The following is a 14,339-nucleotide window of genomic DNA, read 5'->3' as shown; positions in this document are numbered from 1 at the left end:
GCATACCAACAAAAAGGGCAGCATGCTCACGCCGCCGCCCTCTTCTTTTTGGCTGTTGCCGGTATGTTATTTCAGGCCTGCCACGTAATCCGCAACCGCCTTCATTTCCTCATCCGACATGCGCTTGGCGATGGTCGACATTTCCACACTCTTGCGGGTGCCGGCCTTGAACAAGCCCAGCTGCGCAACCGTGTAGTCCTGATGCTGGCCAGCGACGCGTGGATATTGCACCGGCACGCCGCCGCCCGAGGCGCCATGGCAGCTGGCACAGGCCGGCACGTTCTTTTCCGCGATGCCGCCACGGTAAATCTTCTTGCCCAGCTCGATCGTATCCTTGTTCTTGGCCGCCCCCGGCTTGGCCGCTTGCGCGGCCAGCCAGGCCGCTACGTTGTGCTTTTCCTCATCGGTCAGCAACTTGGCGTAGGTGGTCATGACCGGTTGATTCCGGTCTGGCGTCGTAAAGTTCACTAACTGCTTGTGCAGATAAGCTTCACTCTGGCCGGCCAGCTTGGGATTGACGGTGATGGTGGAATTGCCGCCGGCGCCGTGACAGGACACGCAAGCCGGCAAACCGCGGGCGGTGTCGCCATCGGTGTACAGGGTGGCGCCTTTGGCTGGATCGATTTTGGGAGCGGGCTTCTTGTCGTCGGCGGAGGCGGTGGCCGAAACGGCCAGCAAAGCGACGAACAGGGATTTTACAAACGGTGAAAACACACTATTCATTAAAGCACCCTAGTAGGAGTCTAAAAAGTTATGCACCAAAGTGTCCCGCTGCAAGCACCAAACCGTGCATAGAAGCACTTGGTAACCACTCATTGTACAATAGCTTAAAAAAATACCTGCTTTAAACTGTTGCTTTTTCCCCAATCCCCATGTCCAAACTCTGGCAAGCCCGCTTCTTCACGACCGTAAACCAACTGCGCGAACTCCCCGACACCCAAGTGCCGGAGATTGCCTTTGCGGGTCGCTCCAATGCCGGTAAATCGACCGCCATCAATATTTTGTGCAATCAGAAGGGTCTGGCGTTCGCCTCCAAGACCCCTGGCCGCACGCAACATATCAACTTCTTCTCGATCGGCGGCGCGCATGTGGCGCAGCACCGCAAGGACCCCACCATTATCGAGGAAATCCAGGCCCTGCTGGTCGACTTGCCGGGCTATGGCTATGCGGAGGTGTCCGGCTCGGCCAAGCTGCACTGGCAGCGCCTGCTGGGCGACTACGTGCAGCGCCGCGAACAGCTGGCCGCGCTGATCCTGATCATGGACTCGCGCCGTCCGTTCACCGATCTGGACATCCAGATGCTGGAGTGGTTCGCCCCGACCGGCAAGCCTATCCATTGCATCCTGACCAAGGTGGACAAACTGAACCGCGAAGAATCGATCAAGGTGCTGCGTCAGGCGAAGGCCAAGCTGGACAGCTATGTCGATGAGGATGGCGAAGGCTTCCCGTTCACCGTGCAGCTGTTCTCGGCCGTGAAGCGCGTCGGCATCGACGAGGCGAACGACAAGATTCTCGAACTGGCCGGTCTTTTAGAAGAAACTGATTCAGAAAGTGATAGCGATGAGTAAAGTGAGCGCGCAATTCCCCGGCATCCGCATGCGCCGCATGCGCCGCGATCCGTTCTCGCGCGCGCTGATGCGCGAGAACGTGGTGACGGCGGCCGACCTGATCTACCCGGTGTTCATCCTCGAAGGCACGCACCAGCGCGAAGCGGTGGGCTCGATGCCGGGCGTGGAGCGCGTATCGGTGGACCTGCTGTTGAAGGTGGCGGAGGAGTGCGTCTCGCTGGGCATCCCGGTGCTGGCGCTGTTCCCGGTGATCGACGTCTCGAAGAAAACGCCGGATGGCATTGAAGCCACCAATCCTGACGGCCTGGTGCCGCGCGCCGTGCGCGCCTTGAAGCAGGCTTTCCCCGAGCTGGGCATTCTGACCGACATCGCGCTGGACCCGTACACCAGCCACGGCCAGGACGGCCTGATCGACGACAACGGCTACGTCATCAACGACATCACCACCGACATGCTGATCCGACAGGCGCTGTGCCACGCGGAAGCGGGCGCGGACGTGGTGGCGCCGTCGGACATGATGGACGGCCGCATCGGCGCCATCCGCGCGGCGCTGGAGGCTGGCGGCCACATCCACACCCGTATCATGGCCTACTCGGCCAAGTATGCCTCGGCCTTCTACGGCCCGTTCCGCGACGCGGTGGGCTCGGCGGCCAATCTCGGCAAGGGCGACAAGAATCAGTATCAGATGGACCCGGCCAACAGCGACGAAGCCTTGCGTGAAGTGGGGCTGGATCTGGCGGAAGGCGCGGACATGGTGATGGTCAAGCCGGGCATGCCGTATCTGGACATCGTGCGCCGCGTGAAGGATGAATTCAAGGTGCCGACCTTCGCCTATCAGGTCAGCGGCGAATACGCCATGATCAAGGCCGCCGCGCAAAACGGCTGGCTCGATCACGACAAAGTGATGATGGAATCGCTGATGGCCTTCAAACGCGCCGGCGCCGACGGCGTGCTCACCTACTTCGCGCTGGACGTGGCGCGCAAGCTCAAAGCCGGCTGATCGTCATTCCGGCGCAGGCCGGAATCCAATGCAGGCGGCGTTCGATTGGATTCCGCCCTACGCCGGAATGACGTTAGCGGGAAGCGCCCCGGGTGTACTCGGGGAACATTTCTTTCAGCAGGAAGGCCATCAGTTCTTTTTCGTCTTCCTTGCGCGCACTCAGGGTCACGACCTTGCCCAGGCGGCGCGACTCCCACTGGAAGTCGCCCTGCTTTTCCTTGCGGATGATCTTGATCATCTCTTTCGCCACCGCCGTCTCGATGTCCTGTTCGGCGCCTTGCTCGACGTGGATCTGTTGCAGCCAGTTGCGCTTGAAGTTGGTGTTCCAGCCGCGGAATTTCACTTCGGCGCTGTGGTAGCTCTTGTCGACCTGGAACACGCCGCCGGTGTCGTCCTTGTCGGCGCCGCTGCTCTGGCCGGCGCCGTTGGCGCGGGCGATGTTGGCGCGGGCGATGCGGTTGGCGCGATCGGCTTCGCTCTCCACCGGGGCCGGCGGCGCCGGCTGTGGATTCTGCGCTTCGCGCGCGGCGCGACGCTTGGCGATCATTTCCGACATGTCCTGCTCGGGCGGCGGCGTCATGGTGGCCTGTACCGGCGGCACGTAGGTTTCCAGTTTCGGACGCACGGCGGCCGGCGTGTCTTTGCTCACCACCTGCTTGCGCGGCGGCGGTTTGGCGGCGGTGGCCGGCTGTGGCTTGGGTACCGGTTTGTTCGGCTGTTTTTTCTCAGGCAGCGGCGCGATGTAGACCATCTGCCCCCCTTTGGGCGGCGGCGCCTTGGTCGGCTTGGGCGACGGCACGAACAGGTAGTACAGCACCCCCAGCAAGTGCAGCGCGATCGAGATGCCGATGCCGATGCGGTTGTTCCTGGACTTGCGTTCCCACGTGGCGAACCCTTCCTGCGCCGACGGCAGGCGCTGGCCGCAAGTTTCGCAGTACTCGGAATGCGCGCTGAGGATGTGGGAATCGTGGTGCAAAATGCAAACCTTGGGGAAGGCAGAAGTCGTCAAAATGGGGCCATAGTGCCAGAGTCCCGCTATTTTGGGAACCGCTCCAATGGCATGATACCAGTATCAGGGTGCCCACTTTACAAGTTCCCCGTCTTGATGGGTGTTACCGTATGTATCAACTGATTTACAAACTGCCATGCGTTTGACGATGTCCGCCACCAGCCTGGACACGCAGCGGTCGGCATCCAATACTTGCCGCGAACGCATCTGCGGGCGCGGCAAAGCGTGCGTGTAGTAGTGCGCGCCCTCGACCGGGTAGCCCAGCGCCCAGACGCCAGGCACCACCTTGCCCTGTTTATCGAGCGGCTGCCCGGAGCGGTTGATGTCGATGCCGCCGGGGTGGAAAACGCCGTTGTAATACGGCCGGAACAGGCCGCGTTTTAACAGATTACGGATAAGTAATGATGTGTCGGTTTCGGGAAAAAACGCGTCCAGTCTTGCAATCACGACGACATCCACCGGATATTTTTCCACCCCGCCATCGAATTTGGTGCTGAGCATGTAGGTGGCGTCGTTTTCGTCGATCCCGATCTGGCTGCCGGGGCCGGAGTGCAGCGCGATGACGCCGGCGTCCAGCAGCGCCAGCAGTTCCTGGTTGCGCCGCAGCGGCGGGCCGAAGGCGGCGCGGTTGATGGCGGGATGGTAGACGCTGAGGAATTTGCGGTGCGAGGCCGGCGTCAGGCCGCCGTGCTCGATCGCTGCTTGCAAGGTGGCGCGCACGTCGCGCAGCACGTCGGTGGCGGCCTTGGCCGGACTGGCAAGATTGCCTAGCTGCGCTTCGGCCAGGTCGGCGCGCAGCCAGTCGCGGAAGTAGTGGCGGAAAGCATCCAGCGAGGCGAACCGACGGTCTTGCAGCGGGAACAGCAGTTCGGCGAACAGGGTGTCGTCGTCGATGGCCGCCGCGCCCGGTGTGGCACGGTAGACCTCGCCCATTTCGCGCTTGAGCAGCGGCAGCAGGTCGCGGTCGAAGTCCAGCTGGCTGCTGCCGCGCCCGATCAGGGCCTGGCGGCGCAGCGCGTCCACCGCGTCTATTGTGAAGTAGCGCGGCTGGTGGCGGCCATCCAGCCCTTTCTGATTGATGCCGCGCGCGGCATACGGGAGGCAGTTGCGCGAGCACAGCGTCAGTTGCGGTTCGCGGCCGGAGGCCTGGTAGCGTAAGCCGCCCTCTTCCGCAATGAATTCGCCGCCGCGCCCCACGGTCAGCTCGGCAATGACGTCGTGGGCGCTGAGTCCCAGTCCCTGGATCGCCACGCGCGCATCGGCGCCGATGCGCGACAGTTGTTCCACCGGGTAGGCTTGGCGTACGAAGGCCAGTTTGCTGTTGTGGCGGGCATGGTCTTGCGCGAATTTGGCCAGCAAGGCGTCGAGGTCGCCGGGGAGGTTGCTGCCGTGGCCGGTGGTCAGAAACACAAAATCGCTGAGCAGGGCGTCACCGCTCTCCAGCTCGACCACGCTGCCGCCGTCCGGCTGCTTGCGCAGATCGATGGCGCGCTGGCGGTGATGCGTCAGCGTGACGCCGGCCGGCAGCGCCGCCGCGATCTGCCGGCAGACCCAGCCCAGGTATTCGCCCAGCAGGCTGCGCGGCAGGTAGTCGCCATCGCTGATTTCCGTGCCGCCGTGGTGGTCGTCGCGGCAGCCGCTGTGATGGCCGCCGCCGTCATCGCCCAAGCGGTAGTAGCGTTGGCCGACGCGCCGGTAGCCTTGCTGCCGCGCCCACGTCGTCAGCGAGGGCGTGGCGCACACTGGCGCGTGCTCCACGGCGCTTGGGGCGGGAAACATGGTGACTTGGCTGGCCAGGGTGTTGATCAGCAAATGCTGCGGCTGGCGCGCCGCATGCACGCCCGCACCGCATTCGCCGGGATCGATGAGGATGATGTCGAACAGGAGCTGGCGCGCCGCCGCAGCGGCTGCCAGTCGCTCAAAAACGCTGAGCCCGCGCGGGCCCATGCCGATGATGGTGATGCTGGTCCGTTTCATCTGATCGCCTCTTTATCGTGGACAACTTGTCCATGATAAAGAGACGATCTTCAGTCCGGCTTGTGGCCGCTCAATGCTTGTTCACGGCTTTCAGCGGTACCGGTTGCACATGGTCGTGCTTGACGGCCGGGATAGCCTTGTCGGCGGCGATTTCCTCGTCCAGCATCGGACCGGTGCCGCTGTATTTGTCGAGGAACAGATAGATCACCGGGGTGATGTACAGCGTGATCACTTGCGAGAAGATCAAGCCGCCCACCACCGCCAGACCCAGCGGCTGGCGCAGCTCGGCGCCGGCGCCCAGGCCCAGCGCGATCGGCAAGGCGCCCATCAGCGCCGCCATGGTGGTCATCATGATCGGACGGAAGCGCAGGATACAGGCTTCGTGGATGGCCTTCTCCGGCGACATGCCCTGGTTGCGCTGCGCGTCCAGCGCAAAGTCGATCATCATGATGGCGTTCTTTTTCACGATACCGATCAGCATCAGGATGCCGATGATGGCGATCATGGTCAGGTCGAGATTAAACAGCCGCAGCGTGATCAGCGCGCCCACCGCCGCCGACGGCAGGCCGGCCAGAATCGTCAGCGGGTGGATGTAGCTCTCGTACAGCACGCCCAGCAGTACATAGATCACGCCCAGCGCGGCGATGATCAGGATCAGCTGGCTGCCCTGCGAACTCTGGAACACCGCCGCATCGCCGCCATAGTTGGTGATGATGGATGGCGGCAGGTGCATGTCGGCCGCCCAGCTGTCGATCTTGGCGGTGGCCACGCCCAGCGGCACGTCCGGCGCCAGGTTGAACGACAGCGTGATGGCTTGCAACTGGCCCTGGTGGTTGACGGCGGTCGGGCCGATGGTGCGTTCGACAGTGGCAAAGCTGGACAGCTGCACCAGCTGGCCGGTCTTGTTGCGCACCGAAATGCGGGTCAGCGCGCTGTCGAACTGGCGGTCGGCGTCGGCCGCCTCCAGGATGACGTAGTAGCTGGCCGCCGGCGAATAAATCGTCGAGACCTGGCGCTCGCCGAAGGCCAGATACAGCGCGGTGCGGATGTCGCCGATCGCCACGCCGAGGTTGTTGGCCTTGTCGCGGTCGATCTTGAGCGAGGCTTGCAGGCCTTTGTTCTGCGAGTCGCTGGTGACGTCGCGGAAATCGCTGTCGGCGCGCATGCGCTCCATGTATTTATCGGCCCACTCGTTCAGCGCCCCCGGGCTGACCGATTGCAGTGTGTACTGGTAGCGCGACTTGGACTGGCGCCCGCCCAGCTGCAAGTTCTGAACCGGGCTCAGGTAGACCGAGATGCCCGCCACCTGCCTGGTGGCCTTGCGCAGGCTGTCCAGCACTTGCGGCATCTTGGCGCGCTGGTTGCGCGGCTTGAGCACCAGGAACATGCGGCCGGTGTTGCCGCCGCCGACGAAGGAGGTCACGTCCTGCACGTTGGGATCGGCCTTGATGACGGCCGCCACTTTCTCTTGCAGTTCCAGCAGCGCCGACGAGGAGATGTCTTCCGAGGCTTCGGTATTGACGCGGATCTGGCCCAGGTCCTCCTCGGGGAAGAAGCCTTTCGGGATGGTGATGTACAGCACCGCCGTCAGCGCGAAGGTGCCCAGCGCGGCCACCAGCACGATGTAGCGATGTGCCAGCGCCACGTCCAGCGTGCGGCTGTAGAAGTTGCGCAGCGCGCCGAAACCGGCCTCGAACCAGCGGCCGATGAAGTTGCCCTTGTCGTGCTCGGGATCGATGGCGTCGGCCGGCAGCAGGCGGCTGGCCAGCATCGGCACCAGCATCAGCGACACCGCCGCCGACACCAGCACGGACAGCGCCACCACCACGGCGAATTCATGGAACATCAGGCCGATCACGCCCGGCATGAAGAAGATCGGAATGAACACCGCCACCAGCGACACGGAAATCGAGACGATGGTGAAGCCCATCTCCTTCGCGCCCACCAGCGAGGCCTCCAGCGGCCGCTTGCCCATCTCGATGTGGCGCACGATGTTTTCCAGCACCACGATGGCGTCGTCCACCACCAGGCCCACGGCCAAGGTAATCCCCAACAGCGACACGTTGTCCAGCGAGTAGCCAAACGCGTACAGCAGCGCCAGCGCGCCCAGCAGCGAGATCGGCATGGTGATCGCCGGGATGAAGGTGGCGGCGGCGCGGCGCAGGAACAGGAAGATCACCATCACCACCAGCCCCACGGTCAGCAGCAGGGTCAGGTTGACGTCGTGAATCGCCTCGCGGATCGACACCGAGCGGTCGTTGACCAGGTTGATGTTGATCGAGGCCGGCAGCTGGGCCTTGAACTGCGGCAGCAGGCGGCGCACGCCGTCCACCACCTGCACGGTGTTGGCGTCCGGCTGGCGCTGCACCAGCAGCACGATGGAGCGCTCGCCGTTGTAGCTGCCGGCCGCCTTGGTCGACTGGAAGCTGTCCTGCACCTCGGCCACGTCTTTCAGGCGCACCGGTTCGCCGTTGCGCATGGCGATGATGAGGTTGGCGTAGTCGCTGGCCTTCATCAGCTGGGCGTTGCCGGTGATGGTCAGGGTCTGGGCCGGGCCGTCCAGGATGCCCAGCGGCGTGTTGGCGTTGGCCGACTTGATCGCTTGCTGCAACTCGTCCAGCGTCAGGTTGCGGGCGTTCATCAGGTCGGACTTGGCGCGGATGCGCACGGCAAAGCGCTTCTGGCCGTTGACCGAGACCTGCGCCACGCCCGGCAGCGTGGACAGCGATGGCGCGATCAGGTTTTCGGCGTAGTCGTTCAGCTCGGACAGCGTCAGCGATGGCGAGTTCATGGTCATGAACAGCACCGGCGCGTCGGCCGGGTTGACCTTGCGGTAGGACGGCAGGTCGGTCATCTCGATCGGCAGCTGGCGTTGCGCGCGCAGCAGCGCCGCCTGCACGTCGACCGCCGCTTCATTGACGTTGACGCTGGGGTCGAATTCCAGGGTCAGCGAGGAGTTGCCCAGCGTGTTGGTGGAGGTGATCAGGGCCAGGCCGGCGATGGTGGAGAACTGTTTCTCCAGCGGCAGCGCCACCGAGGACGCCATGGTGTCCGGCGAGGCGCCCGGCAGGTCGGCCGAGACGTTGATCACCGGCGTGTTGTAGCTAGGCAGGGCCGCCACCGGGATGTAGAAGTAGGACAGCACGCCGGCCAGGATCAGGGTGGCCGACAGCAGCACCACCATCACCGGACGGCGGATACACAACTCGGAAAGGTTCATCGCTTAGCCTTTCTGCTTAGATCCATCAAGCTTGGCATCGGCAGGCTTGTCGGCCGCGGCGATGCGCACTTTGCCGCCCGGCCGCAGGTTTTGCTTGCCGTCGACGATTACTTGTTCATCACCGTTCAGGCCGGACACGGCCGCGCTTTCGCCAAAGGCGTACAAGCGCTTGATATTGACCACTTTGGCGGACTGGTCTTTGTCCACCGCATAGATGAAGGTGCCGCGGGTATTGCTAATGATAGCGTTTTGCGGGATCACCGTCGCATCTTTTAGCACGTGGGAGATCAGTTTGGTGTTGACGTACTGGCCCGGCCACAGGGTGGTGTCCCTGTTGTCGAACTCGGCTTTCACGCGGATCACGCCGGCCACCGGGTCGACCGTGTTGTCAATGAAGCTGAGCTTGCCGTTCAGGGCGACGCTGGAATTGTCCAGCGTGACCTGCACCGGCACCGCGCCTTGGCGCTGGGCCGCCATCAGGCCGGCCAGCGAGGTTTCCGGCAGGGTGAAGGCGACGGTGATCGGGTCGAGCTGGGTGACGGTGGTGAGCGAGGTGGTCATCTGCACCAGGCTGCCCGGATAGACGTTGATGGCGCCGACGCGGCCGGTCATCGGCGCGCGGATGGCGGTGTAGCTGGCGTCCACACCGGCCGAGCGGGCGGCGGCGATGTCGGCGTTCAGCAGCGCGCGGGCGGAGTCGACCTGGCTTTTCAGGGTGTCGACCGCGCCCTGGGCGATGAATTTTTTCTCCAGCAGTTCCAGCGAGCGCCGGTACTGGCGCTCGTAGTCGGCCAGCGCGGCGCGGTCACGTTCGACCTGGGCGTTGGCCTTGTCCATGTTGGCGCGCTCGCTGCGGTCGTCCAGTGTGAACATCAGCTCGCCGGATTTAACGAATTGCCCTTCCTTGATGTGGACCTTGGCGATGGTGCTGGTGGTTTGCGGATGCAAGTCCACGGTGCTGATCGGCGTCACGGTGCCATTGGCTTGCAATACCACCGGCACATCCTGCTTTTTCGGCGCAATGATGCTGACCGTGGTCGGGCCTTGTGGGCCGCCGGCCAGTGGCTTTTGGCCGCCGGCTGGTGCGGCGCCCTGATGCGTCATGGTCCAGATGCCGCCGCCTACCACCACGATCGCACCAACCAGTAATGCTAAGGAAGATTTTTTCATTTTTAATAATAATTTTTACGTCGGAAAATATTGCCGCCGTGATAGGGCGAAATATTGTCGCATAGTATCTACGAGAAAAACTGCACCAGTATTACCGCCGGACGCTTTTTTATGCGTAGTGTTGGTTAGTTGCCGGCGTAGTACTCGGGCACCACCAGCGTCACTTCCAAACCGCCATCCTTGTGGTTGGACAGGGTGACGTTGGCGCCATGCTGCTCGGCGATGTTGCGGGCGATGGTCAGCCCCAGGCCGGTGCCGCCGGACTCGCGCGAACGCGAGGTCTCGATGCGGTAAAACGGTTCGAACACGCGCGCCATCTGGTCCGGGGCGATGCCGGGACCGCCATCGCGGATGCGAATGCGCGCCGCGCCGGCCAGCCGTTCGACGGTGACGTTGGCGTAGTGGCCGTACTTGACGGCGTTGTCGATCAGGTTGACCAGGCAGCGGCGGATCGCCATCGGCCGGCCCATCAGCGCCATCGCCGCGCGGCCGCGCAGTTCGACATGCTGGCCGACGTCGGTGGCGTCGCTGCATACGCTGTCGAGCAGCGCGTCGAGGTCCAGTGCCTGCATGGTTTCGGTGGAGTCCATGCTGCGCGCCAGGTCCAGCCCTTCCTTGACCATTTGCTGCATGGCCGACAGGTCGTCGATCAGGCGCTGCTGCAATTCCGGGTCGTTGACCTTTTCCAGCCGCAGGCGCAGGCGCGTCAGCGGCGTTTGCAAATCATGCGTAATGGCCGCCAGCATTTGCGTGCGCTGGGTGATGTGCTGGCGGATGCGCGCCTGCATGGCGTTGAAGGCGGCGCTGGCCTGGCGGATTTCGGAAGCGCCGCTCAGCGCCACCGGCGGGTGGTTGATGTCGTTGCCCAGGTCCTTGGCGGCCTGCGCCAGGCGCTTGAGCGGCTTGATGGTCATGCGCGCCACCAGATAAGCCAGGAAGGCAATGCTGAGCAGGAACGGCAGCAGCGACAGCAGCTCGCTGTGCGGCGAGGCCGGCGGCTGGCGCGGCGGCAGCACGGACAGCTTGAGGATCTGGCCGTCATGCAGCTGCACGTTCATGGTTTCGCAGGTACCGCGCCATTGCGTCGGCGCGAAGATGCTGGTGGTCTGGCGCGGCTGGTCGCAGGCGATGGGGTGCTCGGCCAGCGGGCCCAGCTTGTAGCGTTCGCCGAGGCGCTGTTGCAGCGAGGTGGAGAATTCGGTGGCCGGCAAGGCTTGCGCTTGCGGCACGTCGCTCATTTCCAGGCGCACCGTGCCGCGGCTGGCGGCGACCAGGAAGGTCGGGCGCGCGCTTTCCGGCATGACGTCGGCGGTGGTGATGAGCTGCTCGGCCCGTTCCAGCGCGTGGAAGTCGCGGTAGCGCTCCAGCGCGCGCGTGCGTTCGTTGACGGCCAGCCACTGGGTCAGCGCCGCCGAGGCGACGATGCCCAGCAACAGGACCAGAAACACGCGTCCGGTCATCGAACCGAGGAAAGCTCTCACGCCTGCGGCTCCACCGTCACCTGGCCGGCCAGCACGTAGCCGCCGTTACGGACCGTCTTGATGATTTGCGGCATGCGCGCGTCTTCGCCCAGCTTCTGGCGCAGGCGGCTGATCTGGATGTCGATCGAGCGGTCGAAGGGATCGGCATCGCGGCCCTGGGTCAGGTTCAACAGCTGGTCGCGGTTGAGCACGCGGTTCGGGTGTTCAAGGAAAACCTTGAGCAGGCGGAATTCCGCGCCGGACAGCATGATGACGATGCCGTCCGGGTTGAGCAGGTGGCGCGCGGTCAGGTCCAGCGTCCAGCCTGAGAATTTCATTTGCTGCGCCTTGTCGGCGCCCACGCCCACCGGCATGGCGTTGCTGCGGCGCAGGACGCTGCGGATGCGGGCCAGCAGTTCGCGCGGCTCGAACGGTTTCGGCAGGTAGTCGTCGGCGCCCATTTCCAGGCCGAGGATGCGGTCCAGCGGCTCGTTGCGGGCGGTCAGCATGATCACCGGCAGGGTCGAGTGGGCGCGCAGCTTGCGGCACAGGGTCAGGCCGTCGTCGCCGGGGAGGTTGAGATCGAGGACCACCAGTTCCGGACGGCCTTCGTCCAGCAGCTTCCACATGGCGGCGCCGTCGGCCGCGCACAGGGCGCGGTAGCCATTCGATTCGAGGTAGTCAGCCAGCAGGGTGCGGATATCGCGATCGTCGTCAACGATCAGAATTGTAGATGTCGGTTCCATGCGCTCATTATCCATGCAAGACCATGAAGCTATTGTATCGTCTTGTATATGGCCGTAGGGCGTTCTTGCCGGCGAAACATCTGGATACAAAAACTTCGGCCAGAGCAACGTAAGAGCAACCTTCGGGGGCGAAGATGGTCACCAGCGCAGATCACTGCGATGACTTAAACCTCAACCATGAAGGAACGACCATGAACATCTTACGCAAAAGCATACTGATCGGTTTTACGGTACTGGGCATGGCCGCCGCCCACGCACAGGATACCCAGCCGGCGGGCAAGCCGCACGGCGCCCATCCGACCAAGGAACAGATGCAGGCCAAGATGGCCGATATGTACGCCAAGCGCCAGGCGCGTTTGCACGATCTGCTGAAGCTGACCGCGCAACAGGAGTCGGCCTGGGCGACGTATCAAGCCGCCATCAAGCCGGCCGCGTTGGACGGCCAGCGTCCGGAGCGCAAGCCGATGAACAAGCTGACCGCGCCGGAACGCCTGAACCTGGCGCTGGAGATGACCAGGAAGCGCGAGGCTTTCCTGGAAACCCGCGTGAAGGCGGTGGGCGCGTTTTACGCCCAGCTGAACCCGGCGCAGCAGACGCTGTTTGACGAGCACGGCCTGGGCGGCGGGCGCGGCGGCTTCCGTGGCCATCGCGGCCACCATGGCATGCACGGCGGCTGGGGCCACGGCGGTCACGAAGGCTGGGGCGGCCCGCGCCAGCAGGGCTGATCAGTTCAGGGCCGACAGGGATGCGGTGAATTTCGCCGCATCCTGGAAGCCGATCACGCGGGCGTTGGCGATTTCCTTGCCGGTCTTGTCGAACAGGATGATGCCCGGCGGGCCGAACAGGCCGAAGCGTTTCAGCATGGCTTTGTCGTCGTCGTCGTTGGCGGTGACATCGACTTGCAGCAGCACGCTGTTGGCCAGTTTGGCGCGCACTTGCGGATCGACGAAGGTGAGTTTTTCCATTTCCTTGCAGGACACGCACCAGTCGGCGTAGAAGTCCAGCATGGCGGTTTTGCCACCGGTCCGGGCCAGCACGGCGTCCAGCTGCTGCACGGTCTTGATGCGCTGGAAGGCCAGCGGCGCTTCGTGCGTCTTGCCGCCGGTCAGGTGCGCCAGCGGCGCCAGCGGATCACGGCTACCACTGACCACGCCCACCAGTTGCGACACGCCCAGCACGGCGACGATCACGCCCACCGATTTGGCCAGCCATTGGCCGGAATTCATCAGCAGGTACATGCCGTAGCCGACGAACAGCGCGGCCCAGCCCATCATCTGCACCGCGCCCGGCAGTACTGGGGATACCAGCCACCAGCCGACCGCCAGCATCAGTACGCCGAAGAAGCGCTTCACCGAATCCATCCACATGCCGGCTTTCGGCAGCAGCGCGCCGGCGGAGATGCCAACCAGAATCAGCGGCACGCTCATGCCGACCGCCATCGCGAACAACGCGCCGCCGCCGATCAGGATGTCGCGCGACTGGCTGATGTAGACCAGCGCGGCGGCCAGCGGCGCGGCCACGCACGGACCGACGATCAGAGCGGAGATGGCGCCCATCACGAAGACGCCGGCCAGCTTGCCGGAAGCCTGACGGTTGGAGACGGTGCTCAGTTTGCTTTGCAGGGCGGCCGGGACTTGCAGTTCGTAGAAACCGAACATGGACAGCGACAGCAAGGCCATCAGCAGGGCGAAGGCGCCCAGTACCCAGGGGTTTTGCAGTGCGCTGGCGAGGCCTTCGCCAGCCAGCCCGGCGGCAACGCCGAGGGCGGTGTAGACCAGCGCCATACCGAGCGCGTAGGTGACCGACAGCAGCAAGCCGCGGCTGCGGCTCGATTGCGCGCCCTCGCCGACGATGATGGAGGACAGAATGGGCACCATCGGCAGCACGCAGGGCGTGAACGACAGGCCCAGGCCCAGCAGGGCGAACAGCGGCAGGATGACCAGCAGTTTGCCCGATTTCAAAGCGGCTTCCAGGCGGCCGGACTCGTTAGTTGGCGCAGCGGCCGGCGCGGCGGCAGCGGCTACCGGTTGCGGGATGTCGGTGGCGGTCGGCTTCGGCACGGTGTAGATCTTGACGCCAAGCGCGGCCGGCGCGGCTTTGCCGCCATCGACGCCGAAGCTGACCGCGCCCTGCCCGGCTGCGGCGGCTGGAACCGCTGGCGCCGTCGCGCTCGCAGCGGCCGCCGCGGC

At 64.2% G+C, this 14,339-nt stretch carries 11 protein-coding genes; 3 read left to right on the top strand and 8 right to left on the bottom strand.

Annotation, left to right across the window (positions count from 1 at the left end):
• Nucleotides 1–66: 66 nt before the first annotated feature.
• Nucleotides 67–723 carry a c-type cytochrome gene (locus GM676_RS25865; RefSeq protein WP_155467086.1) on the bottom strand — a complete coding sequence of 219 codons (657 nt, stop codon included), beginning with the start codon at nucleotides 721–723 and terminating at the stop codon, nucleotides 67–69.
• A gap of 149 nt (nucleotides 724–872) precedes the next feature.
• Here GM676_RS25865 and yihA point away from each other — a divergent pair, with 149 nt between their 5' ends.
• Nucleotides 873–1,568: a ribosome biogenesis GTP-binding protein YihA/YsxC gene (yihA, locus tag GM676_RS25860; RefSeq protein ID WP_155467085.1), complete on the top strand. Its 696-nt coding sequence runs from the start codon at nucleotides 873–875 to the stop codon at nucleotides 1,566–1,568.
• Complete coding sequence (gene hemB, locus GM676_RS25855) at nucleotides 1,561–2,568, top strand: porphobilinogen synthase (protein ID WP_155467084.1); 1,008 nt, start codon at nucleotides 1,561–1,563, stop codon at nucleotides 2,566–2,568. The genes yihA and hemB overlap by 8 nt, the downstream gene beginning before the upstream one ends.
• Before the next feature lie 73 nt (nucleotides 2,569–2,641).
• Here hemB and GM676_RS25850 read toward each other — a convergent pair whose 3' ends face one another.
• The 6 genes from GM676_RS25850 to GM676_RS25825 form a co-directional block, all read right to left on the bottom strand.
• Entirely contained in the window at nucleotides 2,642–3,544 is a 903-nt protein-coding gene (locus GM676_RS25850; protein WP_155467083.1) for a hypothetical protein, read from the bottom strand.
• Nucleotides 3,545–3,640: 96 nt separating this feature from the next.
• The gene (locus GM676_RS25845; protein WP_155467082.1) at nucleotides 3,641–5,554 is read right to left on the bottom strand and encodes an FAD/NAD(P)-binding protein; all 1,914 of its coding nucleotides are present in this window, start codon (nucleotides 5,552–5,554) and stop codon (nucleotides 3,641–3,643) included.
• 70 nt (nucleotides 5,555–5,624) lie between these two features.
• On the bottom strand, nucleotides 5,625–8,774 hold the full coding sequence (locus GM676_RS25840; protein WP_155467081.1) for an efflux RND transporter permease subunit: 3,150 nt from the start codon (nucleotides 8,772–8,774) through the stop codon (nucleotides 5,625–5,627).
• Between the two features lie 3 nt (nucleotides 8,775–8,777).
• A complete protein-coding gene (locus GM676_RS25835) occupies nucleotides 8,778–9,944 on the bottom strand; it encodes an efflux RND transporter periplasmic adaptor subunit (RefSeq protein WP_155467080.1) in 1,167 nt (388 codons plus the stop codon).
• A 125-nt stretch (nucleotides 9,945–10,069) separates the two neighbouring features.
• A complete protein-coding gene (locus GM676_RS25830; protein WP_371866378.1) occupies nucleotides 10,070–11,425 on the bottom strand; it encodes an ATP-binding protein in 1,356 nt (451 codons plus the stop codon).
• The gene (locus GM676_RS25825) at nucleotides 11,422–12,150 is read right to left on the bottom strand and encodes a response regulator (protein WP_155467079.1); all 729 of its coding nucleotides are present in this window, start codon (nucleotides 12,148–12,150) and stop codon (nucleotides 11,422–11,424) included. The genes GM676_RS25830 and GM676_RS25825 overlap by 4 nt, the downstream gene beginning before the upstream one ends.
• 191 nt (nucleotides 12,151–12,341) lie before the next feature.
• Here GM676_RS25825 and GM676_RS25820 point away from each other — a divergent pair, with 191 nt between their 5' ends.
• A complete protein-coding gene (locus tag GM676_RS25820) occupies nucleotides 12,342–12,875 on the top strand; it encodes a Spy/CpxP family protein refolding chaperone (protein WP_155467078.1) in 534 nt (177 codons plus the stop codon).
• On the opposite strand, the gene dsbD is transcribed toward GM676_RS25820, so the two are convergent.
• Nucleotides 12,876–14,339: protein-disulfide reductase DsbD (gene dsbD, locus GM676_RS25815; RefSeq protein ID WP_155467077.1), on the bottom strand; the 1,464-nt coding region annotated here is incomplete at its 5' end. It abuts the gene before it with no gap.

The sequence above is a fragment of the Duganella radicis genome (assembly GCF_009720825.1).
GTDB lineage: Bacteria > Pseudomonadota > Gammaproteobacteria > Burkholderiales > Burkholderiaceae_D > Rugamonas > Rugamonas radicis.
Note: the sequence above shows the minus strand (reverse complement) of the source record. Positions and strands in the feature narration are given on the sequence as shown.

Excerpts from the sequence above, each read along its gene's own strand:
- GM676_RS25865 (WP_155467086.1), bottom strand. The coding sequence starts at position 723 with ATGAATAGTGTGTTTTCACCGTTTGTAAAATCCCTGTTCGTCGCTTTG.
- yihA (WP_155467085.1), top strand. The coding sequence starts at position 873 with ATGTCCAAACTCTGGCAAGCCCGCTTCTTCACGACCGTAAACCAACTG.
- hemB (WP_155467084.1), top strand. The coding sequence starts at position 1,561 with ATGAGTAAAGTGAGCGCGCAATTCCCCGGCATCCGCATGCGCCGCATG.
- GM676_RS25845 (WP_155467082.1), bottom strand. The coding sequence starts at position 5,554 with ATGAAACGGACCAGCATCACCATCATCGGCATGGGCCCGCGCGGGCTC.
- GM676_RS25840 (WP_155467081.1), bottom strand. The coding sequence starts at position 8,774 with ATGAACCTTTCCGAGTTGTGTATCCGCCGTCCGGTGATGGTGGTGCTG.
- GM676_RS25835 (WP_155467080.1), bottom strand. The coding sequence starts at position 9,944 with ATGAAAAAATCTTCCTTAGCATTACTGGTTGGTGCGATCGTGGTGGTA.
- GM676_RS25825 (WP_155467079.1), bottom strand. The coding sequence starts at position 12,150 with ATGGAACCGACATCTACAATTCTGATCGTTGACGACGATCGCGATATC.
- GM676_RS25820 (WP_155467078.1), top strand. The coding sequence starts at position 12,342 with ATGAACATCTTACGCAAAAGCATACTGATCGGTTTTACGGTACTGGGC.